The sequence below is a fragment of the Streptomyces sp. DH37 genome (genome assembly GCF_029813835.1).
In the GTDB taxonomy this organism is placed as follows: domain Bacteria; phylum Actinomycetota; class Actinomycetes; order Streptomycetales; family Streptomycetaceae; genus Streptomyces.
Genome location: NZ_JARVKV010000042.1, coordinates 32,134 through 56,634, shown reverse-complemented (window position 1 = coordinate 56,634; position 24,501 = coordinate 32,134). Strand labels below are relative to the sequence as shown.

Below are 24,501 nucleotides of genomic sequence, written 5' to 3'. Positions count from 1 at the left end.
CCCCCGCGCAGGTCCCCACCGGTGCGGCACGCGTGGGAACCGTGCGGCGCGTCCGTGGGAAGGCCGGGCGGCCCTCGCTGCGGGAACCGGTCCGCCGCGCGGGCAAGGACGGCCGCGGCAGAGTCCGCCCGTCCCGCTCCACCCTCTGCGGTGTCCCGCGGGAGCAGGACGTTCACCACGGCCGGGGGTTGCCGAGCGCGTCCCAAGGCGTGCGAGGAGCCCCCTGCGCCGGGTCACGGGGCCCTGGGATCAGTAGCCGTAGATCATCTTGTAGGCGACCTCGGGGAGGAACTGCCCGGCCGAGGAACCGGCCCCGACGCCGCAGTTGCCGTCGGACTCGCCCGGGGCCTTGATCCACAGGAGCATCTCGGCGCCTCCGCCCATCTGGGTGGGGGTGCCGATACGGCGGCCTGCGGGGTTGCACCACTGGCCGTTGGAACCGTTGCCGTTGCGGCTGGTGTCCACGACGAACGGCTTGGTGTAGCCGTAGCGGGCGCTGAGTTCCCTGTTGACGGCGTTGCCGTAGGCGGTGTTCTCGGCCGTGGTGAAGTAGTTGGAGACGTTGAGCGAGAAACCGTGGGCCTGGCGCAGGCCTGCCTCGTGGAGGCGCCCGGCCATCGTCGCCGGGGCGGCCCAGCCCGGGTTGCCGGCGTCGAGGTAGACCCAGGTGTTGGGGGCCTGGCGGTTGAACTGGGCGAGGGCGCCGGTGAGCATGCTCTCGCGTTCGTCGATCTGGGCCTGGGTCATGCAGCCGTAGTCCCCGAGGGAATCCGGTTCGAGGATGACGACGGCCGGGCGGCCGGCGATCCCGCCGGCGAACTGGGCGATCCAGGTGGCGTAGGCGGACGGCGAGGTGGCTCCGCCGGCGGAGTGCCCGCCGCAGTAGTCGCGGTTGTAGATGTTGTAGGCGACGAGGACGGGCAGCTTGTCCGAACGGTCCGCCGCTCCCGCGTACGCGTTCGTGGCGGTGCCGATGGCGCCGCTCCAGGAGCCGAACCAGCGGGCCATCGGGGTGTTGGCGATGGAGGCGTTGATCGCGGACGCCCGGCCGTCGCCGGGGTTGGCGGCGACCCATCGCTTCGCGCTGGAGTCGGGGTCCACGTAGAACCCGCTGGTCATGGTGGTCGGGTCGGCCGCGTGTGCGGACGGTGCGGCGGTGAGCGCCAGAGGCAGCGCGAAGAGCGCTGCCGCCAGGGCGCGGAGTCTGCGGCGCATGGCTGTACCTCGATTTCCTGGCAGGGATGCGCCGCACGCTCTCGTCCCGAGCGTGTGACGCGCTGAGGAAGTGCGGTGGTACGACGTCCCCTCGCGGCGGCGACTCTCCGGCAGGGGCGACATCCCCGAAGGGGCCTTCAGTGAATGGGAACGCTCCCACTGGAAGCGGTCCCAATAACCCTGATGGGCTTTGAGATGTGGTCGATATCATGTTGTGGGCCGATGGGACTGTCAAGGGCCGATGTAGGGCCGCTCTTCGCGAAAGAAGACAGCAGGGATCTACAGCCCCGGAACTGGAAGCGCTTCCAGCCCTCCGTACCCAGGGTCCCGGACCTGTCCTCCGGCACCGACCGAGTAGGTGGCAGTGAGGAAGACCGAGGTGAGATGCTTCTCGTCCGGCCGAGAGGGAAGGGCTCATGGCTCATGGCAATAGATGCGCCACGCCGGCACTCGACGCTCGACGAGGTGGCCGAACTCGCCGGTGTCTCCCGCTCGGTGGCCTCCCGCGTCCTCAACAACGCACCGCACGTCAGCCGCGCCAAGCGCGAGGCGGTCGAGCGGGCCGTCCGGCAGCTCGGCTACGTGCCCGATCCGACCGCCCGTGCTCTGGCCACCCGCCACACGGGAGCAGCAGCCCTGGTCATCGCCGGGGAGGACCCGTCGATTTTCGCAGATCCGTTCTTCGCTCAGGTGATCGTGGGGGCGTCGGCCGCTCTGGAGGAAGCCGACCTGCATCTGATGCTGTGCCTGGCGGCCTCCGATCGGGGCCGCAAGCGGGTGGAGCGGCTCCTGCGGGCCAAAGGCGCCGACGGCGTCATGCTCATGGCGCTGCGCGAGGGCGACCCGCTGGCCCCCATGGCCGAGCAGGCGCGGATGCCCGTCGTGTTCGGAGGACGCCCGGTCGGTTCGCCCCCTCGGTGGTACGTGGACGTCGACAACGTCGGCGGGGCGCGCGAGGCGACCGAGTACCTGGTCTCGCGTGGTCGCACGCGCGTGGCCACGATCTGCGGGCGTCTGGACACCGAGGCCGGGCGCGCCCGGTACCGCGGCTACCGGGACGCCATGCTGGCGGCCGGCCTCGACCCGTTTCCGCCGCAGGAGGGGGACTTCACCGAGTCCAGCGGTGCCGCCGCCATGGCCGCGCTCCTGGCGAGGCATCCCGACCTGGACGGGGTGTTCGCCGCCGGCGACAACATGGGGGTGGGAGCGCTGCGCACGTTGCGTGAAGCCGGCCGACTGGTCCCCGCCGACGTCGCCGTGGTCGGCTTCGACGACCTGGCCGTCGCCGCGGTCGCCGACCCGCCGCTCACCACCGTCCATCAGCCCGTGAACGCCTTCGGACGGGAGATGGCGCGCATGCTCGTCGCGCTCGTCAACGGGCAGGACCCCACCCCGCTGATCCTGCCCACCCGCCTGGTCGCCCGCTCCAGCGCCTGACGGGTGCCAGGACGCTCGGCTCCGTCCCGCTCCCGTTGGTGAACGGCCCGCGGGGGACCCAGGGGGCTTCGAGGGTGAACCCCATGCTCAAAGCCCTGACGTGGTGACCGCCTGGCGCCGGCTCCCGGAGCGCAAGCCCGGCGCTCGCGGGGCCGGCCACGGCTCGCTGCTCGCCGTCGTCGAGGCTCTCCGTATGCCGAGTATGCCGAGCCGCGCTTGCGCTGCCTCTGTCCCTTCCCGGCTCACGGGACGTCGCGGTTCCCGCGTAGCGCCCCGCTCGGGTCTGGGCTGCATCACGACGACCTTCCCGTCCTCCTGTACGGCGGGCCGCCGTACGAGGTCCGCACATCCGGTTACGCCGACCTCCCCGGCGAGGCCGAGGCGCCCGCCGAAGCCGTCGCTCCCGTGGTGGGCCACCCGCCCCGGTCCGAGTGATCGAAAGGAACGGGCGGACGGGCTGACGGGTGCGGTGCCCGCCGCGTGCGCCTGCGGGGAGGAGGGCGGCCGGGACCCTGCCCCATCACGTAGCGGCCCGGCGGCGTCTTCGCCCGTACACCGCCCATACCGCCCCCGGCCGCACGGGAGGCCGGCACTGTACGGACAGCCCCGCGCACCGCGCCGGCCTCCCGTGCGGCCGGTCAGGGCATGTCCCCGCACCAGTCCCACCGGCGCGCATCACCCGGGCGGGGCCGGTAGGCGGCGCGGCCACCGGGCCCGAACGCACCGATCTCGGTGGCCAGCGCCGCCCCCTCGCACAGCCGCTCCTCCTCCCAGCCGGTGACGTCCAGCAGCAGACCGTCCAGCGGCCCGCCCACCAGCTCCCGGTAGACGTGACCTGCCCGGGGGCCGACATGGGGGTCGTCGTGGTCGGCGCCGTAGACCCGGCCCCGCATGAACTCCTCCGCATCCATGCCCGGCAGCATCCCAGCCACCACCGACAGCCCGCCCCCGCACCGAGGCGAGGCGGGGCGGGGCGGGACGGGGCGGGGCATCCCTCACCGGCCACCGCGGGAACGCGTCCGCCGGCCGGACGGGTTCCGCGGGCCCCCTGCCGGGCCCGCCTCCCCCTCCCGCCCTCCGGCCCCGATCCCTCCCCACGGCTCGTGGCGGTCGAGACAGGCGACGACGAGGAGGTGGGGGACGGTGAGGGCGGCCAGCAGGGCCACACCGGCGGCGGTGACCGCGTGACCGTCCGGCGCGCCGGCCCGGTACAGGAATGCGCAGGCGGCGAGGGTGACGGCGGTGGGCGCGGCCGCCTGGCGGCAGAACCGCCGCAGCACCGCCCCGGTCAGCCCCGCGCGCAACGGCTCCGCGTTGGCCGGATCGGTCAGCAGGAGCCGGGCGATGTGCCGTACCGAGTGCCAGGCCCCGAAGTACGTACCGAATGCCGCCAGGGGCGGGACCAGGGCGAACAGGGCGGTCAGGAGCAGCAGCTCGGCGGCCTGCCGGAACCGTGCGCGGCGCAGCGCCACCGCGCATCCGGCCAGCACACAGGCTCCCGCCGGCACGGCGGCCACCGACCGTGCCGTGGTGGTGAGCAACCACTCCGCCTCGGGGGTGAGCAGCAGGACGACCGGCCGGACCTGCTCGGGCCACAGGATCAGGGGCAGCGCGGTGGTGACCGTGCCGTGGGCGGCCGCGAGCGTCCGTCCCCCCGCGGCCGGGCGGGTGCCGCGCAGCGCGTCGAACCGGACCTCGCCGTGGCCGAAGTGCGCCGCCGAGGCCGCCAGGAAGGCGCAGAGCGCGAACGCCGGCGCCCACCAGCAGACGGCGAAGGCGCCCGCGGCGGTCACGGCGTAGCCCAGCGGGACGGCCGCGCCGCGCCCGGCGGCGGGGACCTGCCGGAACCAGCCGGGCACCAGGTGGTCCACCGCGCCGTGGGGGATCCCCGCCACCACACCGGCCACGAAGACCGGAACCGACCAGCGGTGCCAGAGGTCCGGGGCGGCGCACTGGACGGCGAGCACCAGGGCCACCGCGCCGGTGGAGACGCCGGTGGCCACGGCGGGGAGGCGCGGGGGAGGAAGACCTCCCGCGGACGCGCGAGGAGTCAACGGCCGTGGTGGCCGTCGCCGTCACGTACCGGCAGCGGCGCGGGGTGGGCGCCGTGCCCGGTCAGCGCCGCGGCCACCGGGGGCCAGGCGTCGGCCTGCTTGACGTGGGAGATCCACACCTCCTCGGAGTGGGTCCCGGTGCCGGCCCGTACGTCGTCGGCGGTGCGCAGCTTGGCCACCTTGTGGATCATCGCGCCGAAACCGACCTTGGCGACGACGTCGGCCGCGCAGAGGCCGAGCTGGGTGACCAGGGCCCAGGCGACCAGGTTGGAGCCGGGACCGACGGACTGCTGGATCAGGTAGATCAGCGGGTAGGCGCCGAAGACGCCGAACTCCATGATGGTGGCCCGCTTCAGGGTGGTGAAGGCGTCCGGCGACAGTTCGCCGCGGCTGGCCAGCACCGCGCGGCCGAGCACCGCGTACAGCACCAGGAAGAACACGGTACTGATCGCGGCCCACACCGTCAGCCACAGCACCCGGTTGCCGCCGTCGAAGACCTGGGACCCCAGGAAACCCGTGACGATCATCAGGAACGCCGCCGCCACGGCCACGGCGCGCTGCCGGAACAGCCGTCTGCCGGCCACCGCGCAGACGCTCAGCAACTCCACCGCCAGCAGCGGAACGGTGACGGACCAGTCCGCGTACCGCAGCCCCCCGTCGAACGCCTCGCCGACCACGGGCACGTAGCGCTCGCCCACCCGCACGAAGGCGTTCTGCCAGGAGACGAAGAGGGCCACGTACGCCAGGAACGCCACCGCCTGCAGGAGGGCGCTGGCGTTGACGGCGGTGCGGTAGCGCGGCGACACCTCGTTCCTGCTGGAGATCGAGTAGATGAAGCCGGCCAGCAGCGCCAGGCCGGCCGCCACCAGGGCGTACTGGACCATGCGGTACTCGCCGATCGTGTAGATCAGCGTTCCCGAGAACTCGCCGTCCCCGGGAGGAACCGCCGGTGTTCTCGTCGGGTCCATCGTGAGGATCTCCTTCGCTTCGGCGCCCTGGTGGTGCGGAACCCGGTCCGCCGGGGCTGCGGGCGGATCCTCCTGGCCTTGCGCCCCACGCCGCGGACGGCCACGGCCGCGCGAACGGCCCGCCCGGTGGAGGCCGGGGCGACCGCACGGCGGCGGAAGGCGGCTGATACGGCCTCACCCTAGGAAGACACGGGGGCCGGGGCGAGCGGGGTTCCCCCGTTGAGGCGGCCGCCGATCGCCTGTCTTCTCCCGGGCAGGGCGCCGTGGTGACCTGCTCGACCGGCTCCGGGAGGCCAAGGAACAGGGACGGCTCGGCGAGGTCGCCGCGATCGAGGCCGGCCTCGCCGCCGCCGAGCAGAAGCTCGCCGCCATGCGCGACCTCGCGGTCCGGCACACCACCGTCCACCTGGGCATGCCCGATCTCCGTGGCGTCGTCGCGCGCATCGACTCCGAGCAGCGAGACGAGGACGCGAAGGGGCAGACCTGAGCACCACGACGAGGGGATGACCGTCTTCCTCTGTTCCGAGTGCGGCACCGCGATCACGCCGGAGCCGGCCGAGCTTGCCGCCGTCCCTGAGGTCTCCGACGACGAGCGCGACCGGGACAAGGAGACACGCCGGGCGCCTTCCACCGTTCCGCGGGGCCGCCACGCGATCGATCCCGAGCCCTGGGGACCTCTCTACGTCATGCAGGACGATCAGGAGGATCCGAAGCCAGCTCAATCGCGCGGACCTGTGGTCTGCCGTGAAGAAGGCTTCGTCATCTCGGCCGGCAGCCGGCACACAGTGCTGGTGCACCCTGATGACGCCGCCAGCCTTCGGCCACTGCCCACCTGGGAGAACGGCAGTGGGTGCTGCGGACCGAGAGGCGATGAGGGACTCAACCGGGCCTGCCCCTGCGGCGCTCCGGTCGCGACCCTCGCGGCCGACTGTTTCGGGCCCTTCGAACTGCACCTCGACCCCGTCCGGACCTACGCGTTCTCCCAGTAAGACCGCGAGGCGCGTGCGGACGACATGCACGACACGCCCGACGGAACCCCTCGACCCGACTTCTTCACGACTACGTTCCGTGGTGAACGACGGCTCACAGGCGGACCTGCCGCCGAGCCGGGCTAGTTCGGATAAGACCGGCTCGGTGCGCTCGGCCTGGTCCTCAACGCCATCGTGCCGTGGACCACGGAGCACATCGACGCCGCCGGCGCCCTGCGCCCGCTGCGCGACCCGGACACCCCGGAACCGGACACCCCGGAACCGGACGAAGACGACGACGGCGGGCAGGAGTGGGTACCGGGAGCCGATCGGATCAATCCGTGACGGGCAGGCACTCGGCGAGCAGGGCGACGACGTCACGCCAGGCGCGCTGTGCGTGCCGTGGATGGTGGCCGACGCCGGGAGGCGCGGTGTGGTCGACCGGTGGGTGGTGGAAGGCGTGAAGGGCTCCTCCGTAGACCACGAGACGCCAGTCGACGCCCGCGGCCTGCATCTCTGCGGTGAACGCCTCCCGTTGCGCGGGCGGCATGATCGGGTCTTCCGACCCGACCCCGGCCCACACCGGGCAGCGAATGCGTGCCGCCTCGCCCGGTCGGCCCGTGGTCAGTGCGTTGACCGTCCCGATCGCGCGCAGGTCGACGCCGTCGCGACCGAGCTCCAGTGCGACCGCGCCCCCGGTGTCGTAGCCGACGGCGGCGGTCCGGTCGGGGTCGGCCCGTGGTTCGGCACGCAACACGTCGAGCGCGGCGTGGCCGATTCCTCGCATGCGGTCGGGATCGGCGAGCAGCGGCATGCAACGGGCCAACATCTCCTCCGGGTCTTCCAAGTAGCGCCCGCCGTGGAGGTCGAAGGCCAGCGCCACGTACCCCAGCTCGGCCAGAGCCTCGGCCCGCCGGCGCTCGACGTCGCTGAGCCCCATCCCCTCGGGTCCGATCAGGACTGCGGGCCGGCGCCCGGCACCGGCCGGGAGCGCGAGGTGTCCGACCATCGTCAGGTTGTCGGCCGGGTATGCGACCGTACGGGTTGTGACCGTCGTCATGCGGCTGGACGGTAATGACCGTTGCGCCCGCTCGGGGTGGTGTTCACCCATGGCAGACAGCGGTCTGTCCCGACCACATCACCCGGACGCGTCGGCCGCCTGTCGTCAAACGAAGGGTGGACGCCGCCCCGCCCCGGCGGGCCAGCAGGTCACCGGCGTACGCACCGCCTGCCTCGACGGCCGCTCCATCGCCGCCCTCGCCCGCGAGCACGACGTCAGCCGCGGCGCCGTACGCACCGCCGTCGCCGACCTCCTGCCCGAGCACGCCGCTGATGCCCCTGCCCCTGCTCCGGAGTTGCCCATCACCCTCGACACGCCCGGCAAGGTCGCCGGCTTCCTCCGCGCAACCGGGATCGTTCTCAGCGCCAACCGCTGTACCGATGTTCCCCGAGGCCGGAATTCGGCCTCACTCGCACCTCCGACGGGCGGTGGGTGTGGAGCGGCGACCGGGGCGGTCCGCGCCGGCTGCCGCTGACGCCTGCGGCAGTGCGCCGACCTTGCGGTCGGCCGCTGCGCTGCGGTCGCCGTGCCGGGCGCGGCGGAGGCCGTACGGCGGTGGTCGACTCGACCGCGTTGCCGTCCCCTCTGGCCGGTCAGGTACCTAGTAGGTACCATGCGGATATGCCGTCGCTGAACATCACCTTCACCGAGGAAGAACTGGAGGCGGTCCGCGCCGCCGCCGCCGCCGAGGGCAAGTCCCTCAAGCAGTACGTCCACGACCTGCCGCTGCGCGAGAAGCAGCGCCTGCAGTTCACCGGCTACGCCCTGGCCTGGGGAGAGGAACACCGGGCGGAGTTCGACGCGGCCTTCCCCGACGAGGCGCCCCCCGCCCGCCGCTCCCGCGGGACCGAAGCCGCCTGATGAACCCGCTGTACATCGACGTCTCCTGGCTGCTGGACATCCAGGAGAGGGCCGTGCCCGAGGATCTGTCGGTGGCCGACTACTCGGCCCTGGTCGCGGCCGTGGCCCGCCACAAGACCCGCATCCCCCACCCGGACGCCACCGACCCGGACCCGGCCTGGCGGGCGGCCTCCCTGCTGCACACCCTGGTGCGACTGGAACCGCTGCCCCACCGCAACAGCCTGTACGCCTGCCAGGTCGCGGCCGCCTACATGCACGCCTGCGGCCAGGGCATCGACCCCCCGTACGGGGCACTGGTGGACCTGGTCCGCGCCATCCAGGACCGCAAGACGACCGTCTACCAGGTGGCCGACCGCATCCGCACCTGGCGCATCTGACCTGACCGCCCGGGCAGGCGTCGCGGACCGTTCGCCATGGCCGCGCGCCGTCGGCGTCCTGAACTCCCGGTCGACCCACACGAACGTGCAGCCCTTGCCCGGACCGGGGTCCCCCGGGTGCGCTCCCCGCCCAGCCGCAGCCGGGCTGCCAGTGCCTCCAGCGGCGGCGTCAGTCCGGCGACCGGCTCGTGGAGGGCGGAGGCGGTCTGCCGCAGACGGCGCCGGACGGCAGGGCTCAGGCCCGCCTGGTACGGCGGGACGGTCACGGGCTGCCAGTCCGGTTCCGGCCCCGGCACCCGGACCACGCCGGGCGCGGCCACGGGCGCCTCTCCCCCGCCGGATGCCGGGATGCGGTGTCCGGGGACAGGGCGGACGAGGCCTGCCGGGCGGCGAGCCGGTCACGCCGCCGGCCCCGGGCGGAGCGCGTTCCTGCCCGGCTTCTCGCCCGCGAGGATCCTCCGGCACCGGCGGTGAGCGCGTGGAACCGTCGTTCGAGCTTCTGCTCGCCGGTCGAGACCCGGGCGTGTCCGATCCTGATTCCGGTGCGGACGGGTGGTTCGGTGACGAGCGGGCCCGGCTCGTCGGTCGGTTCGGGGGCCGCCATGGCTTCGGACCATGCCGGCGAACGGTGGTCCGAGGTCGTTGAGCGGACTCGGTCTTTGAAGGGGTTCCCGAAGACGCTGCGGGGGTCCGGGCGGCCCCGTGGAGCGGTGTTCGGAGGACGGGGGTTCCTCGGAGAACGTCAGGGCTGGATCGCGCCGGGCGCCTCGCTGCCCAGGCGACTCAGCGCCTGCATGGCCTCGCGCTCCATGCGTGAGAGATCGCGGAGAACGGCGCCTGCCCGTACGAGGTACTGCGCATCGCCTGATTCACCGGCCCTTGTGATCAGTGCGGCGACTTCGGTCCACAAGGTGGCCGCCTCGGCGTACAACCGATGGCCGGTGCGCAGGTTCCTGCTGTCGAGCAGTCGGGTGCACTCGGCGAGGAAGTCGCGGTAGAGGTTGCGGAACAGGGCGCCTCCGGTGCCGGCCTTCTCCATCAGGAGGGCGGCCTGCGGCAGGTCCCGCCGCGGGTCGTCAGTGCGCTGGAGCCATGTGCGCACCAGCTTGCCGGCCTTCTCGATGCCCCGGTGGCCGAGGTTGGCGATGGGCGGGTCGAGGAAGGCGTCGGCGCAGGCGGTGATGGCGGCGATGATCCGGACCTGCGGGGGAGGCAGGCTCTTCGGAGCGGTGAGGGTGAAGGACCGGTGCCTGGCGGTCATCGGGCCGCGCGCGGCCCTGGCCCGGGCGAGGCCGGCCAGGCTGGTGGACACCGCTCCGCCTTGCTGGTCGGTGTCCACCAGGTAGGCGTCGTGGTCGTCGTAGCCGTACATGGCGACGACATGACCGCCGAAGTGCGCCTTCGACCCGAAGTAGTCGAGGTGGTGGCTGTCGAGCTGCAGTCCGACGGGGTGACCGGCGGCGATGGCGGCTGCCACGTTCTCCCACGCCCTGCGGGGAGAGGTGGTCTCCTGGACCGCGAGCTCCAGCCCGAGCCGGGCGGCCAGGTTCCTCGTGAGCTCGAAGGGCTTGACCCGCCCCCCGAGGAAGGGGAAGTCCATGTTCTTGCCGTCCCAGTAGATGAAGGACAGACCGGAACCGAGGCCGAAGAGCATGGGCTCGGACAGATCGATTCCCTCGTGCCGCAGCAGCACCCCCAGAGTCGACGTCTCGCAGTGATGCGTACCGCGGGCGTCGACGCCCCCCACCCTCATCATGCCGTGCTCTCCTGAACGGGGACGGTCGGCCGGGTCGCCAGTCCTTCCCGCGGTGCCTCCGCCGGCCCGACGGGACAGACCCCGCGCACGGGTGCCCGGGGGCGTGGTTCACGCTCGTGGATGAGGGCGAGGAGCGCGCTGTGGACCAGGGGCGGGCGGGTGTGGGGCCCGACGGCCGGAAGTTCGTCGTGCACCCCACCATGGTGGACCCTCCCACGGCGGGAGGGGCCACCGCTCCGCCCATGAGCCCCGACGCGCGGCGTCGTGCCGCCGACCGGGCCGCTGTCAGGGGTCAGGAAGGCGAGGGAGGTGTCCACACCGTTCCGCGGGCCTCGTACTCCAGCATGGCTTCCAGTCCCAGCGCGGCGTCGACGCCCAGTTCGCGGCGGACCAGCCACAGGGCGAGGTCGAGGCCGGAGGTGACGCCGCCGGCGGTCACCAGGTCGCCGTCGTCGACGACGCGCGCGTTCTTCAGCACACCCCCCTGCCGCTCGAGGTCGGCGCGGGCCCGGTGGTGGGTGGTGCAGGGGCGGCCGGCGGTGATGCCGGCGGCGGACAGCAGCATCACACCGGTGCACAGGGCGGCGACGGTCAGCCCCGGCCGGCGTGCCTCGGCCAGAGCCCGGGGCAGGGCGCCGCGCCGGATCTCCGCCCAGACCCCGGGGTCCTCCCTGCGGGCGTACCCGCCGCCGGGGACCACCAGGAGGTCCGCCTCCTGCGGGGCCCAGCCCCGGTCGGCGCGGAGCCGGGTGCCGAAGGCGGCGGTGATCGCGCGGGGGCCGTCGAGGGCGACGTATCGGACCTCCACGCCGCGGTCGGTGAAGTAGTCGGAGGCGCTGAACACCTCGTAGGGGGCGGCGAGGTCGAGTTCCTCCACGCCCGGGAACAGCACGACGTGCACGCGGAGCGGGTCACGGGACGGGGAGGGGGGCGCGGGAGCCGCGGTGGCCGCGTCGAGGGGGACGCCGGTCGCCAGACCCGCGGCTCCCAGGGCCGTGGCGGTGCGCAGCAGAGTACGTCGGTTCACGGGATGACCTCTTCTCGTGGTGGGGTCGGTGGGCCGGTGCGCCGGCCCGTCAGCGGGCGAGCGGCTCGTCCGCGAGGTACGGGGGCGCCGGTTCGTACTGGAGGGCGCGCCGTACCGCACGCGCGTGGTCGCGGCCGTGCAGGTGGCCGACGAGCCAGAGGGCGCTGTCGATGCCGGCGGAGACGCCCTGGCTGGTGAGCAGCCGGCCGTCGACGACGTAGCGGGCGTCGGACACGACGGTGACGTCGCCGCGCGCCGCGAGCGCCGCCTCGTACCGCCAGTGGGTGGCGACGCGGCGGCCGCGGGCGGGTCCGGCGGCGTGCAGGAGGAAGGCGCCGGTGCAGACGCCGACGGTCCAGTGGGCCCGCGCGGCCCGGTCGGCGAGCCAGTCGGTCACGCGCGCGTTGTGCGGCTCGGCCTCCCGGGCCCCGGAGCCGCCCGGGACGAGCAGCACGTCCAGCGGCGGGTGGTCGTCCAGGGTGTGGTCGGGCAGGACGCGCATGCCGTTGGCGCAGCGGACCGGGTCGCCGCGCTCGGCGACGAGCAGGGCGGTGTCGGCGCCGTCGCGCAGTTCGGCGGAGGTGGCGAAGACCTCGAAGGGGCCGGTGAAGTCGAGTTCCTCGGCGGTGGGGAAGAGCAGGACGCCGTACGTGGTCATGGGTGGGCTCCTCGGTGTCGCGTGGCGGGCCGGGCGGAGTCCGGGCGGGGCGGGACCGTGTGCCGTGGCGGGCGGGTGGCGCGGTGCTCAGGTCACGTTCACGGTGCCCCGGCGTTCGTACTCCAGGACCTCCTCGGCGAAGAGGGCCGTGTCCGCGCCGAAGAACCGCTCCAGGAGCCAGAGCGCCAGGTCGATGCCGGAGGTGACGCCTCCGCAGGTGACGAGGTCGCCGTCGTCGACGACCCGGCCCGCGACCACGCGCCCGCCCTGCGCGCGCAGGTCGTCCAGGGCGATGTGGTGCGTGGTGCAGGGGCGGCCGGCGGTGATGCCCGCGGCGGACAGCAGCATGGTGCCGGTGCACACGGCCCCGAGGACCAGACCGTCCCGGCGGGCCGCGGCCAGCGCGCCGGGCAGGACACCGCGCTGCGTCTCCCGCTGAAGCGGGGAGCCGTCGCCGTACCCGGCGCCGGGGACGATGATCAGGTCGGCCGAGCGGGGGGACCAGGGGTCCCGGCACACGATCTCCATCCCGGCGGACGTCCTCACCCGGCGGGCGCCGTCGGCGGTGACGAAGGACTGCGCGATCCGCTCCCGGCCGGCGATGCCGAACACCTCGACGTGACCGGCGAAGTCCTGTTCCTCGACGCCGTCGTAGAGCACGGTGTGCACGCGCAGTCGCCGCGCGGGCCGGGAGGCGGGGGGCGGGGAGGGCGCGGTGGTTCCGGACGGGAACGGCATGGGGGGCCTCCGCGAAGACGTGGGCGGCGCGGTCCCGGCCGGGGCCGGGGCGCGGGAACGCGTTCAGTCTTCCGGCGGCCGGTGCTTGGCGGCACCGGCGTGCGTGCCTACGGTGCGCAAGATACGGCCACGCCGTCCGGGAGGCGCGCCCTGCTCACGCGTGGAAGGCCGCCCGGTAGGCGGAGGGGGTCGTGCCGACCTGGCGGGTGAAGTGGTGGCGCAGGGTCTCCAGGGATCCGAACCCGGTCGCCTCGGCCACCGCCGTCAGCGGCAGGGACGTCGTCTCCAGCAGTTCCCGGGCGCGTTGGAGGCGCTGGGCGAGCAGCCAGCGCAGCGGCGTGGTGCCCGTCTGGGCGCGGAAGTGCCGCGCCAGGCTGCGCCGGCTCATCATGGCGTGGGCGGCGATGTCGGCGAGGCTGAGGGGTTCGCTCAGCTTGCCGCGCATCCACTGGAGCGTGGGGCCGAGGTCCAGGGAGTCGTCCTGGGGCGTGCGGTACTCGATGAACTGCGCTTGGCCGCCGGTGCGCTGCGGTGGCATCACCAGCATCCGCGCGGCGTGGGCGGCGACGGCCGCGCCGTGGTCGACGCGGATCATGTGCAGGCACAGGTCGAGGCCGGCGGCGATTCCGGCGGAGGTGAGCACCTGCCCTTCGTCGACGTACAGCACGGACGGGTCGACGTCCGTCTCCGGATACCGTTCGGCCAGCGCGTCGGCGAACCGCCAGTGCGTGGTGGCGCGCCGCCCCCGAAGGAGCCCGGCGTGCGCGAGGACGAAGGCCCCCGTGCAGATGGAGGCGATCCGCGCCCCGCGGGCCGCCGCCTCCCGCAGGACCCGCACCACGCGCGGATGCGGCACGTGATCGGCGGGGACCCCGGGAACGATGACGGTGTCCGCGGCGCGGACATCACCCCAGCCGTACGCGGAGGAGACCCGGAACGGCCGCGACGGACCGGCCGTCGCGGTCACCGACCGGTCGGCGCAGACCCGCACGTCGTAGGCCGGCGAGCCATCCGGACACGACACGAAGGCGAACACCTGACAGGGGATGGAGAGGTCGAGGGCCGACACTCCCTCCAGCGCGAGGACCGCGACAGCATGCATGCCAACGGAGCCTAGAAGAGGGCCGGTCGGTGCGGGCAGGGGGCCCGCGGTGGCCGTGGCGGTGTGGTGCGGGGCTTCAGCGGGCCCGGGGTCCCCGGTGGGCGCGTCCGGGGGCCCGCCCCGCCGTCGCGGCCGGCCCCTTCGCCGCGGCCTGCCGGACAGCGGGTGGGGGCCTGACCGACGAGGAGCGGGAGAAGCACGCTCCCGGATTCCCGTACGAGGGGCCTGCGGCCGCGGTCACCGGAAGCGTGGCGTGGAGGCCTCCCCGGGCACCGGGGACACCGGCCGCCCGGCAAGGCGGCCCCGCGGGGGCCGGGGAGACGTCACCCCTTCATCGGTTCCCCGACGTGCCGAAGGCGCGGCGGAGTGTTCTGGTCAGGGACTCCAGCGCCCCGGCGTAGCCGTGCCGCGGCGGGGTCGCGTACCCGACCACCAGGCCGGGGGGCCGGGAGCCCGGCACCACGCAGTACTCCCCGAGGCCGCTGACCGCCAGGGACTCGTGCCGGGCGGCGTGCAGCACCTCGCGCTCCGACGGGCCGTCCTGCGGCCAGTGCACCACGGCGTGCAGCCCCGCGTTCTCCCCCAGCAGACGGACCTGCGGCACCCTTTCGGCGAGGGCCGCGCCCAACTGCTCCCGCCTGCCCCGGTAGTGGTTGCGGCAGTGCCGCACGTGCCGGTCGTACGCCCCCGAAGTGATCAGTTCCGCCAGCACCATCTGGGTGAGCGCCGCGGAGTGCTGGTCGGCGATCCGTTTGGCCGCCGTGACCGGCTCGACCCAGTCCGGGGGCAGCACCAGCCAGGCCAGCCGCAGGCCGGGGGCGAGCGTCTTGCTGGTGGTACCGGCGTATATGACCCGAGACGGTTCCCGTGCCTGGAGCGTCCCGATCCGGCGCCTCCCGTACTGGAACTCGCCGTCGTAGTCGTCCTCCACGATCACCGAGTCGGTCGCGCGGGCCCAGGCCAGCAACCGCTCGCGGCGCTCCTCGGACAGCGACACCCCCAGCGGGTACTGGTGGATCGGAGTCACGAGCACGGCCTCGGCGTCCAGCAGCTCGGGCCGCAGCCCGTGTTCGTCCACCTCGACCGGGTGCGCGGTGAGTTCGGCCATCCGGATGATTTTCCGGAAAAGCGGGTACGACGGGTCCTCGATCGCGAGCTTCCCGGCTCCGTGACCGGCCAGCACCCTCGCCAGCAGACCGATCGCCTGGGTGAAGCCGTGACAGACGACGATCCGGTCCGGCTGGGCAACCACCCCGCGCGCCCGGCCGAGGTAGTCGGCGAGCGCCTGGCGCAGTTCCGGCCGGCCGCGGGGATCCCCGTAGTCGAGAGCCTCCGCCGACGCCTCGCGCAGCACCCGCTGGGTGGCCCTCACCCAGGCCGTCCTGGGGAAGAGCGTCACGTCGGGCATCGCGGGCCTGAGGTTCCAGCGCCACGGGTTCCTGGCGCCGGGGCCGGCCGAGGTGTCCGGCGGCGCGGCGCTGCGCGGTGAGGTCACCCGGGTCCCGGAGCCCTGCTCGGCCTCCAGGCGCCCTTCGAGGACGAGCCGGCGGTAGGCGCTGGTGACCGTCCCCCGGGCCAGGCCCAGTTCCTGAGCGACGCCGCGTGTGGAGGGCAGACGGGTACCCGGCCGCAGGCGCCCGGAGTCGATGGCCCGGCGCAGCGCCGCGGCCAGTTCCTCCGAACGCCCGTGCCGCCGGCGCAGGTCCAGGTCCAGTTGGAGGTCGAGGAAGCGGACGCCCGGCGCGGGGGGCCGGACGGAGTGGTCCGCGGGGTGCGGCGCGCCGTTCCCGTCGTGCCCGGTCCCTCCCGCGGGTCCGCCGCCCGGCGATCCGCGGTGGCGGCGCTCGTCACCCCGCGCCGGCGCCGCGGCCCGGCCTGCGCCGGGACCCTCCTCACCAAGCGGTACGGCGCGATCGCCGAAGCGCATCCTGCTCCCCCTTCTCGCTCTGCTCGCCCCCGGTCCCTCACCGGCCGGCGCCCCCGGGTCCCTTCGCCGCGCACATCCTTCCAGCGCCCGCCGGGGGCCGGAAGGCTCAGGGTCGGCGGCCCAGCAGGGCGTCGGCGGAGCCGGGCAGCCGCTTCCCCACCAGTGACCGCAGCGCGGGGAAGGCCGCTGTGTCACCGACCAGCGCCCCGCCGAGGAGGACACCCCCGTCCCCGCTCAGCACGAGCTTGGCGTAGCGTCTCGCGCGGAGGTCCTCGACGGCGAACTCCACCGCCCCCGCGGTGCGTGCGTGGGCGTCGCCGAAGCCGGCGACGTGGACCCCGGCCAGCTTCAGCCGCGCGGACGGATCGGCGCCGGTGAACGGCCTCACCGCTCCCCCGGTCAGCTGGGCCGCCACCGTGTCGGCCATGCGGTAACCGGGTGCGACCAGTCCGTAGGAGCGGCCCCCGGCCGCCGCGCAGTCCCCGACCGCCCATATGCGGGGATCGGCGGTACGGCAGTGCTCGTCGACGAGGAAGCCGCCCCGCTCCCCCGTGGCCAGACCGGCGGCACCGGCCAGTTCGTCGCGCGGCCGGACACCGGAGGCGAGCACCACCAGGGAGGCGTCCAGGGCGGTCCCGTCACGCAGCACGACGGACCGCACCCGTCCGCCGGGGCCGGCGCGCAGCGAGCCGACCGAGACGCCGCAGCGCACCGCGATGCCGCGCTCGCCCACCAGCCCTGCGAGCAGTTCACCACCGCGTGCGTCCAGCTGGGCCGGCATCGGCCATGGCGCCTGCTCCAGGATCCGCGGGCGCATGCCCAGTGCCCGCAGGCCGTTCGCCGCCTCCAGCCCGAGCAGTCCGCCGCCGATCACGACGGCCGGGTCGCCGGGCCGCGCGGCGGCACGGATCCCCTCGAGGTCGTCCAGGGTGCGATAGGTGAAGCAGCCCGGCAGGTCGCGGCCCGGGACCGGGGGCACGAAAGGGCGCGCCCCGGTGGCCAGCACCAGCGCGTCGTACCGCCAGGCGGTGCCGTCCGCGGCGACCACCCGCGCGCGCCGCCGGTCCACGCGGACCACACGGGTGCCGAGGCGCAGCCGCACCCGGGGGGCGCGGAGCGGCTCGGGGCCGGCCAGCAGGAGGTCCCGGGCGTCCCGGCCCTCCAGACGGGAGGTGAGGGAGACCCGGTCGTACGCGGGCCACGGCTCCTCCCCCAGGACGACCAGCCGCCAGCGCCGGCCGGGATCGTCCGCCCGCAGCCGCTCCACCAGACGGTGGGCGACCATGCCGTATCCGACGACGACGAGGGTCCGTTCCATCACGCCCCACCCTCCCCGAGGAGCCCCACCAGGCGGCGCGGCCCGCCGTCCACCGGCTGCGCCGCACCGGGGTGCGTTTCCCCGCCCAGCGCCAGGACCTCCCGCGCGCAGCCCCCGCAGCCGGTCGTCGCCCGGGTGGCCGCGGCCACCGCGGCCAGGTCCCGGGCGCCGTCCCGCCAGGACCGCCGCACCTCGGCCCGGGTGACGCCGCCGCAGAAGCAGACGACATCGTCCTCCGCCGGACCTCCCGGGTCGCCCGCGGGAGGAGTCCCGAGCAGCAGCGACAGCCGGTCGGAAGGCGCCGGGAGGTCCCGGTCGTACAGGTGGGCGACGGCGGCGATCGCGCGGGGCAGGCCCAGCAGCACGGCGCCGTGGACGCGTCCCTCCCGAAGGACGAGCCGGGCGTACCGGCCGCGCGTCCGGTCCGTGAAGGTCACCACCTCATCGGCGGAGCCGGCGGGGTGCTCCTCCCCCGGCGCGTCCGGTGTCCCCAGCACCGCCAGATCGATCTCCCGCGCCCGCAGCCGGACGGCGGGGCGGGTCCCCCGGAACCGGGCTCCGCCTCCGGTGAGCAGTCGCGCCAGGACATCCGCCTGCTCCCAGGCCGTCAGGACACTCCCGCCCACGGTGCCCTCGTACTCCGCGCAGTCGCCGATGGCACGGACCCGGGGGTCGCTGGTGCGCAGCTCCGCGTCGACGACGACACCGGTACGCACCGCCAGCCCGCAGCCGCGGGCCAGCGAGGTCTCGGGCACGGCACCGGCGCACACGACGAGGTGGCGGGCGGGCACCTGTTCGCCGTCCTCGAGCAGCAGGGCGCCGGGCCGGTACGCCCGGGCCGTTCGGCCCGGCAGCACCCGGACCCCCAGCCGTTCGAGCCGTTCGGTCAGCAGGAGCCCGGCGGTCGCGTCGAGCCGGTTCTCCATCGGGTGCGGGGCGGGGTGGACCAGGGTGACACCGCGGCCGCCGCCTCGCAGGGCCACGGCGGTCTCCACGCCCAGCACCCCCGCGCCCAGCACGGCCACGTCCGGCCCCCGCCCGCCTCCCCCCCCGGCGTCCGCCGGGCCCGTCCCCGGCGGCGGGGCGATCCGCAGGCAGTCGTCGAGCGTGCGCAGGGCGGTCACCCCGCCGGCAGGGGATCCGTCGGGAGCCCGCAGCCCGGGCAGGTCCGGCAGGTGCGGCCGGGCGCCGGTGGCGAGGACCAGCGTGTCGTAGGGGTGCGAGCCGCCGTCGTCGGTGTGCACCAGGGCCCGCCGCCGGTCCACGCCGGTCACGGTGACGCCGTCGCGCACGTCGGCGTCACCGGCGATGCCGGGCAGCGTCAGGGCGGACGGCCTCAGCCGCCCGCCGAGCACCTCGCCCAGCAGGGGACGCTGGTACGCGGGGCGGTGCTCGGCGCCGAGGACCCCGATCCGCCCCCGGTACCCGTACCGGCGCAGGAGCTGCACGAGTCGGTGGGCGGCCGGTCCGTGGCCGACTATCACGATGCCCGCTCTCATGCTCCGGCCTCTTCCGGCTCGATCCGTACGGCGCACACCTTGAACTCGGGCATCTCGCTGCGCGGGTCCAGCGCCGGATTGGTGATCAGGTTGGCCCGGCCGGACATCGGGAAGTGGAAGGGCAGGAAGACGGTGTCGGGGCGCATGGTGTTCACGATCCTCACCCGGGCCCTCAGACGTCCGCGCCGCGAGGTGACGACGGCGGTCCCCCCTTCCGAAAGTCCTGCCCGGGCCGCCGTGTCCGGGTGCACCTCGACGTAGGCCTCCGGCACGGCCCGGAGGAGCTCGGGGACGCGGCGGGTCTGCGTGCCGGACTGGTAGTGGGCGAGCGCGCGCCCGGTGGTGGCGGTCAGCGGGTACTGCGCGCAGGCCGTCTCGGCGCTCTCCCGGTGGTCGACCGCGGCGAACCGGGCGCGCCCGTCGGGGTGGGCGAAGCGGTCCAGGAACAGCCGGGGCGTGCCGGGGTGGGGCTCGGCGCCTTCCGGCTGTTCGGGGCAGGGCCAGTACAGGGCCTCACCGGCGTCCAGCCGCTCGTAGTCGATGCCCGAGTAGTCGGCGGGGCCGCCCCGGGAGGCCCGGCGGAGCTCGTCGAACACCTCGCGCGGCGCGGCCGGGAAACGGCTTGCCGGCTGACCCAGCCGGACCGCCAGGGCCCGGATGACCTCCAGGTCCCCGAGGACCCCGGCAGGGGGGTCCTGCAGCCGGCGGCGGCGCAGCACGCGGCCCTCCAGACTGGTCAGGGTCCCCTCCTCCTCGGCCCACTGGGCGACCGGCAGCACCACGTCGGCCAGTTCGGCGGTCTCGGAGCGGAAGAAGTCCGCGACCACCAGCAGGTCGAGCCCGGCGAGCCGGTCCCCGACCCGCCCGGCGTGCGGGGCCGACACCACCGGGTTCGACCCGAAGACCAGCAGGGCCCTGGGGCCGTCCGGCTCGCCGAGGGCGTCCAGCAATCGGTAGGCGCTGCGCCCCGGTCCCGGCAGCGAGTTCGGGTCCACGCCCCACACCCGCGCCACGTGCTCGCGCGCCGCCGGGTCGTCCAGCCTGCGGTAGCCGGGCAGTTGGTCGGCCTTCTGACCGTGCTCGCGCCCGCCCTGGCCGTTGCCCTGGCCGGTCAGGCAGCCGTAGCCGCTGCCCGGTCGGCCGGGCAGGCCCAGGGCCAGGGCCAGGTTGATGAAGGCGGCGGTGGTGTCGGTGCCCTTGCTGTGCTGCTCGACCCCGCGCCCGGTGAGGACGTACGCGCGGCGCGTGCGGGCCAGTGTCCGGACCGCCTCGCGCTGTTCGCCGGCGGGCACGCCCGTGACGCGCTCGACCCGCTCCGGCCACCAAGCCAGCGCCTTCCGCCACGCCTCGTCGAACCCGCTGGTGCGCTCCGCCATGTAGTCCGGGTCGCACCATCCCTCGGTGACCGCGATGTGCAGCAGGCCGAGCGCCAGGGCGAGGTCGGTGCCGGGCAGCGGCTGCAGGTGCAGGGCCGACGCCTCGGCGGTCCTGGTGCGGCGCGGGTCGATGACGACGAGGTCGGCCCGGTCCAGGTGGCGCATGAGCGGCGGCATGGTCTCGGCGACGTTGGCGCCGGCGAGCAGGACGGTGTCGGCCTCCGCCAGGTCGGTCACCGGGAAGGGCAGGCCCCGGTCCACACCGAACGCGGCGTTGCCGGCGGCGGCGGCCGAGGACATGCAGAACCGCCCGTTGTAGTCGATCTGGCTGGTGCCGAGTGCCGTCCGGGCGAACTTGCCCAGCAGGTAGGCCTTCTCGTTGGTCAGCCCGCCGCCGCCGAAGACGGCGACCCCGTCCGGTCCGTGGTCCCGCCGTACGCGTCGCAGCCCGGCCGCGACCGCGTCCAGCGCACTGTCCCAGTCCGCCGGGAGGAGCCGCCCGTCCCTGCCGCGCAGGAGGGGGTGGCGCAGCCGGTCCGGAGCGTCGAGCACGGAGGGCGCCGTCCAGCCCTTGCGGCACAGCCCGCCCCGGTTGACGGGGAAGTCGGACGGCCGGACGCGCACGGTGCCGTCCTCGCGGCTCAGCCGGGTGCCGCACTGCAGGGCGCAGTACGGGCAGTGCGTCCTCACCTGCCGGGGTTCGCTCACGTCCCCGCCCTCCTGACAGCGCCGCGCCCGCCGCGCACGGAATCCGGGTAGACCGTCCGGACCACCACGACGCACACCGCGTAGAAGGCGAGGAACCCCCAGAACGCCTTGTCGCCGGTGCCGGAGGAGGCGTACGAGGACCGGAAGGCCAGGTTGATGGCGACTCCGCCGAGCGCACCGACGGCCCCGGCGATGGCGATCGCCGCGCCGGAGAGTCTGCGGGCCCGGGCGAAGGCACGCGTCGCGTCCCGGCCGGCCGCGATCTCGCGTTCGGCCTCGAGACCGAAGACCACGGGGATCATCTTGTAGGTGGAGCCGTTGCCGATCCCGCTGAGGACGAACAGGGCGGTGAAGCCGGCCAGGAACAGGCCCAGCGACTCGCGTGCGGAGGCGACCAGCAGCAGCACGGTGCCCGCGAGCATGCCGACGTAGGCCCACAGGGTGACCCGCCCCCCGCCCCACCTGTCGGCCATCCAGCCGCCGAACGGGCGGGCCAGCGAGCCGAGCAGCGGTCCGAGGAAGGTCAGCCGCGCCGCCTCCAGCGGGGTGGAGCCGAACTGGGTCTGCAGTACGAGGCCGAACGCGAACCCGTAGCCGATGAACGAGCCGAACGTGCCGACGTAGAGCAGGGAGATCCACCAGGTGTGGCGTTCCCGAACGGCCTCGCGCTGGGCACCGGGTTCGGTGCGCACGGTGTCGATGTTGTCCATGAACAGGGCCGACAGCAGTGCGGCGGCCCCGATCAGGGGCAAGTACACCGCCACCACGTACGAGGGGTGGGCGCTGCCCGCCGTCGCGATCACCAGCAGCCCCACGATCTGGACCGCCGCCACGCCGAGGTTGCCGCCGCCGGCGTTCAGGCCCAGGGCCCAGCCCTGGAGGCGCCGCGGGTAGAAGCCGGTGATGTTGGTCATCGAGGAGGCGAAGTTGGCGCCGCCCGCACCGGCGGTCGCGCCGATCAGCAGGAACACCCACAGGGGCGTGCCCGGGCGCTGGACGAAGTGCAGGGTCGCCAGGGTGGGAACGAACAGGACGGCGGAGGCGAACACGGTCCAGTTGCGGCCGCCGAAGCGGGTCACCGCGTAGCTGTAGGGCAGCCGCAGCACCGCGCCGACCACCGTCGGGACGATCACCAGCAGGAACTTCTCCCCGGCCGAGAACCCGAAGCCGGTCTCCGGGGACATGAACAGCACCAGCACCGACCACAGGCTCCACACGGAGAAGCCGATGTGCTCCGAGAAGACCGACAGGACCAGGTTCCGGCGTGCGACGAGTCTGCCACCGGCCTCCCAGGCCGCCTCGTCCTCCGGGTCCCAGTTCCTGATGTGGCGGCCGCGGCCCTGCGGGCGCGGGGCCGTGGGCTGTCGCGCGGCCCGGTCGCCGTCCGGAGGGGTGCTGCCCGGCGGGGGCGTGTCCGCGCCGCCGCCGGAACCGGCTGGGCCACTCCGCCCGGTCGGCTTCCGGACGCCGGTGAAGGCGTCCAGGGGCGGAGTCACGGCCGGCCTCCGTCCGTACGGCCGGGACGGGGGCGGGAGGGCGGATGGAGGGGCGGGATGGCCGGGGTTCGTCTGGCAGGCATCGTCGGCGTGTCTCCCTGCGGCGTCGGAGGCGAGGGGGAAGGGCGAGCCGGACCTGTCGCGGAAGGCCGGACGGGGGCCTGAGGCCCCGGGCTCGTCAGCACCGTAGACGAGCCGGTGGTCCGTCGATGGTCCACTCGCGCGTGGATCCTCTGGTCCACCGGCGGACCGTGACCGGCGGACCGGGGCCGGGTCGCCCGCGCGGCGCGGCGGGCCGCCGGCGACGAGGGGGATTCCACCTTCTGCACATATGGGATTTCCATGCCCGGAGATCGGCGTTTCCCGAAAACCCGCTAACAAGTCCGCGCTGCTCGAGAATAAAGACCGACCCGCGTTCGGACTCTTGAAGGCCACCAATATCGACAATATTCTGACAGGCGCAAGCAGCCCACTACGGAAGCGGACGCCACCCGATGCAGAGAACCCGACCGGCCAGGCCGTCGCGGAGTGCACCGCCACCCGGCTCGCCCCTGCCTCCGGACAGTTCACCGGAAGGCGATGTCACCCGGCCCCGGGGGCGGGTGATCGCAGCCCCCGCGACCACGCGGGGAAATGCCGTACCAGGACTGCCCGCGCCGTCTTCCCTCCAGGGCGTGTCACCGCCGTGACATCGGCCTCGCCGCCGTCCGTGCGTCCGGAGCGGCGAGGCCGGATACCCCGGAGAACACGAGTGGACGCCAACCGATCACGCCGGTTGTGTTTTCGCCGAGGGCGAAAACGGGGGACGACAAGGACACGCCCGATGACCCTGGAAATTAATTTCTGGTTCAACTATTCCTGCCCGTTCAGCTTCCTCACACGCCGACTGCTCCGCGAGGCGGCTTTGGAGGCGGGTGCGCGGATCCGGTCGCACCCCTTCGAACGACAGGCCGAAATGCAGGAATCCGCCCTTCCGCAGCGGATATGGGAGCACACCGTCCTGCCCCTGGCCGAAAGGCTCGGCGTTCCGGTCGGCGAAACGCCGCCGGAGCCGGTGCCGGACACCCGGCCGGCCTCGCTGGGATACCTGTACGCGTGTGACCGCGGGCGCGGGGAGGCCTACAGCGACCAGGTCTTCTCCGCCCACTTCCAGGAGCGGGCCGACATAGGCGACCTCGCGACGCTGGAGCGGCTCGCGGACCGCGCGGGCCTCGATCCGGGCGGGTTCCACGCGGCCGTGACGGCGCGGGAGTACGCCGAGCGCCACCGGCCGGCCCCGGAGGGGACGGAGTCCCCGGTCGTCCTGACGCCGACGATCACCGGCGGGCACCTGCGCGTCGAGGGGGTGCCGACGACGGAACAACTTCGCCGGCTCCTGGAGGGCTCCGGAAGCGGACGGCTCTCACTCGCCGGAACGGGCGCCCTTGCCGAGCGGGCGGCCGCGCCTGGCCGACCGGCCGGTGGACGGCGGGACGGCATGGTCGTCGAGGCGGTCGAGTGCGGCCTCCACCAGTTGCGCGAGGTTCTCGGCGATCCCCTCGGGCAGACGGCGGAGCAGCCGTGCGCGTGCGGCCGCCGCCGCTTGCGCCACCAGCCCGGCCACCTGGGCGCCCTCCTCCGTCAGACGGACCCAGGAGCTCCGTCCGTCACACAGGTTCGCCTCCCGGTTGACGTATCCGGCCGCCACGAGACGGTGCACGATGTTGCTGGTGCCTCCCGACGACAGTCCGCAGCCGACGGTGAGCCCGGTCGGACTGAGGCGCTGCCCGGGAGCCGCGTACAGAGCCAGCAGTACGTCCGCGTCGACCCGAGTCAGGCCGGCGTCGGCGGCGGCGTCGTCGGTGGCGGCGTCCAGCAACTGGGCCAGGCGGATGACGTGCCGCGCCAGCCGATCCGGCATGTCGGGGCGTTCCAGAAGCGTTGAGCCGGCCATGGTCTCCCTTCCGCACGACGGAA

General features: G+C 74.3%; 22 protein-coding genes and 1 pseudogene. 7 read left to right on the top strand and 16 right to left on the bottom strand.

Annotated features, from left to right (window positions below; translation table 11 throughout):
- Positions 1–249 precede the first annotated feature (249 nt).
- Complete coding sequence (locus QC029_RS20355; RefSeq protein ID WP_279557148.1) at positions 250–1,215, bottom strand: glycoside hydrolase family 6 protein; 966 nt, start codon at positions 1,213–1,215, stop codon at positions 250–252.
- A 423-nt stretch (positions 1,216–1,638) separates the two neighbouring features.
- Here QC029_RS20355 and QC029_RS20350 point away from each other — a divergent pair, with 423 nt between their 5' ends.
- Both QC029_RS20350 and QC029_RS31220 read left to right on the top strand, forming a co-directional pair.
- Complete coding sequence (locus QC029_RS20350; protein WP_279557147.1) at positions 1,639–2,652, top strand: LacI family DNA-binding transcriptional regulator; 1,014 nt, start codon at positions 1,639–1,641, stop codon at positions 2,650–2,652.
- Between the two features lie 111 nt (positions 2,653–2,763).
- The gene (locus QC029_RS31220; RefSeq protein ID WP_369281319.1) at positions 2,764–3,087 is read left to right on the top strand and encodes a DUF6193 family natural product biosynthesis protein; all 324 of its coding nucleotides are present in this window, start codon (positions 2,764–2,766) and stop codon (positions 3,085–3,087) included.
- A 203-nt stretch (positions 3,088–3,290) separates the two neighbouring features.
- On the opposite strand, the gene QC029_RS20345 is transcribed toward QC029_RS31220, so the two are convergent.
- The 3 genes from QC029_RS20345 to QC029_RS20335 all read right to left on the bottom strand — a co-directional run bounded on the left by QC029_RS20345 (position 3,291) and on the right by QC029_RS20335 (position 5,674).
- Positions 3,291–3,563, bottom strand: a complete 273-nt coding sequence (locus QC029_RS20345) for a hypothetical protein (RefSeq protein WP_279557146.1) — start codon at positions 3,561–3,563, stop codon at positions 3,291–3,293.
- An 84-nt stretch (positions 3,564–3,647) separates the two neighbouring features.
- The gene (locus QC029_RS20340) at positions 3,648–4,655 is read right to left on the bottom strand and encodes a Brp/Blh family beta-carotene 15,15'-dioxygenase (RefSeq protein ID WP_279557145.1); all 1,008 of its coding nucleotides are present in this window, start codon (positions 4,653–4,655) and stop codon (positions 3,648–3,650) included.
- A 47-nt stretch (positions 4,656–4,702) separates the two neighbouring features.
- Positions 4,703–5,674: a bacteriorhodopsin gene (locus tag QC029_RS20335; protein ID WP_279557144.1), complete on the bottom strand. Its 972-nt coding sequence runs from the start codon at positions 5,672–5,674 to the stop codon at positions 4,703–4,705.
- Between the two features lie 503 nt (positions 5,675–6,177).
- On the opposite strand from QC029_RS20335, the gene QC029_RS20330 reads away from it, so the two are divergent.
- Together QC029_RS20330 and QC029_RS20325 are read left to right on the top strand one after the other, a co-directional pair.
- On the top strand, positions 6,178–6,663 hold the full coding sequence (locus QC029_RS20330; protein ID WP_279557143.1) for a hypothetical protein: 486 nt from the start codon (positions 6,178–6,180) through the stop codon (positions 6,661–6,663).
- 174 nt (positions 6,664–6,837) lie between these two features.
- The gene (locus QC029_RS20325; protein WP_279557142.1) at positions 6,838–6,987 is read left to right on the top strand and encodes a hypothetical protein; all 150 of its coding nucleotides are present in this window, start codon (positions 6,838–6,840) and stop codon (positions 6,985–6,987) included.
- On the opposite strand, the gene QC029_RS20320 is transcribed toward QC029_RS20325, so the two are convergent.
- Entirely contained in the window at positions 6,977–7,702 is a 726-nt protein-coding gene (locus QC029_RS20320) for a dienelactone hydrolase family protein (protein WP_279557141.1), read from the bottom strand. The genes QC029_RS20325 and QC029_RS20320 overlap by 11 nt on opposite strands.
- A 621-nt stretch (positions 7,703–8,323) precedes the next feature.
- Between QC029_RS20320 and QC029_RS20315 the strand changes: the two genes are divergently transcribed.
- Entirely contained in the window at positions 8,324–8,563 is a 240-nt protein-coding gene (locus QC029_RS20315) for a hypothetical protein (RefSeq protein ID WP_279557140.1), read from the top strand.
- Positions 8,563–8,940: a toxin Doc gene (locus QC029_RS20310; protein WP_279557139.1), complete on the top strand. Its 378-nt coding sequence runs from the start codon at positions 8,563–8,565 to the stop codon at positions 8,938–8,940. Before QC029_RS20315 ends, QC029_RS20310 begins: the two co-directional genes overlap by 1 nt.
- A gap of 742 nt (positions 8,941–9,682) precedes the next feature.
- On the opposite strand, the gene QC029_RS20305 is transcribed toward QC029_RS20310, so the two are convergent.
- The 10 genes from QC029_RS20305 to QC029_RS20260 all read right to left on the bottom strand — a co-directional run bounded on the left by QC029_RS20305 (position 9,683) and on the right by QC029_RS20260 (position 22,374).
- Positions 9,683–10,696 carry a BtrH N-terminal domain-containing protein gene (locus QC029_RS20305; RefSeq protein ID WP_279557138.1) on the bottom strand — a complete coding sequence of 338 codons (1,014 nt, stop codon included), beginning with the start codon at positions 10,694–10,696 and terminating at the stop codon, positions 9,683–9,685.
- A gap of 292 nt (positions 10,697–10,988) precedes the next feature.
- Positions 10,989–11,723: a DJ-1/PfpI family protein gene (locus QC029_RS20300; RefSeq protein ID WP_279557137.1), complete on the bottom strand. Its 735-nt coding sequence runs from the start codon at positions 11,721–11,723 to the stop codon at positions 10,989–10,991.
- Positions 11,724–11,772: 49 nt separating this feature from the next.
- On the bottom strand, positions 11,773–12,381 hold the full coding sequence (locus tag QC029_RS20295; RefSeq protein WP_279557136.1) for a DJ-1/PfpI family protein: 609 nt from the start codon (positions 12,379–12,381) through the stop codon (positions 11,773–11,775).
- A gap of 87 nt (positions 12,382–12,468) precedes the next feature.
- Positions 12,469–13,119: a DJ-1/PfpI family protein gene (locus tag QC029_RS20290; RefSeq protein WP_279557135.1), complete on the bottom strand. Its 651-nt coding sequence runs from the start codon at positions 13,117–13,119 to the stop codon at positions 12,469–12,471.
- Positions 13,120–13,273: 154 nt separating this feature from the next.
- Entirely contained in the window at positions 13,274–14,221 is a 948-nt protein-coding gene (locus tag QC029_RS20285) for a helix-turn-helix domain-containing protein (protein ID WP_279557134.1), read from the bottom strand.
- A 331-nt stretch (positions 14,222–14,552) separates the two neighbouring features.
- Positions 14,553–16,148, bottom strand: a complete 1,596-nt coding sequence (locus QC029_RS20280; RefSeq protein ID WP_279557133.1) for a PLP-dependent aminotransferase family protein — start codon at positions 16,146–16,148, stop codon at positions 14,553–14,555.
- A gap of 106 nt (positions 16,149–16,254) precedes the next feature.
- Positions 16,255–17,466 carry an NAD(P)/FAD-dependent oxidoreductase gene (locus tag QC029_RS20275; RefSeq protein WP_279557132.1) on the bottom strand — a complete coding sequence of 404 codons (1,212 nt, stop codon included), beginning with the start codon at positions 17,464–17,466 and terminating at the stop codon, positions 16,255–16,257.
- A complete protein-coding gene (locus QC029_RS20270; RefSeq protein ID WP_279557131.1) occupies positions 17,466–18,965 on the bottom strand; it encodes an FAD-dependent oxidoreductase in 1,500 nt (499 codons plus the stop codon). The genes QC029_RS20275 and QC029_RS20270 overlap by 1 nt, the downstream gene beginning before the upstream one ends.
- On the bottom strand, positions 18,962–21,049 hold the full coding sequence (locus tag QC029_RS20265) for a molybdopterin oxidoreductase family protein (protein ID WP_279557130.1): 2,088 nt from the start codon (positions 21,047–21,049) through the stop codon (positions 18,962–18,964). The genes QC029_RS20270 and QC029_RS20265 overlap by 4 nt, the downstream gene beginning before the upstream one ends.
- On the bottom strand, positions 21,046–22,374 hold the full coding sequence (locus QC029_RS20260; protein WP_279557149.1) for an MFS transporter: 1,329 nt from the start codon (positions 22,372–22,374) through the stop codon (positions 21,046–21,048). The genes QC029_RS20265 and QC029_RS20260 overlap by 4 nt, the downstream gene beginning before the upstream one ends.
- 502 nt (positions 22,375–22,876) lie before the next feature.
- On the opposite strand from QC029_RS20260, the pseudogene QC029_RS31215 reads away from it, so the two are divergent.
- Positions 22,877–23,797 (top strand): annotated as a pseudogene (locus tag QC029_RS31215) (DsbA family protein); the annotation flags it as partial.
- A 150-nt stretch (positions 23,798–23,947) separates the two neighbouring features.
- Here QC029_RS31215 and QC029_RS20255 read toward each other — a convergent pair.
- Positions 23,948–24,478, bottom strand: coding sequence for a MarR family winged helix-turn-helix transcriptional regulator (locus tag QC029_RS20255; protein ID WP_279557129.1), 531 nt, complete (start codon positions 24,476–24,478; stop codon positions 23,948–23,950).
- Between the last annotated feature and the right edge of the window lie 23 nt (positions 24,479–24,501).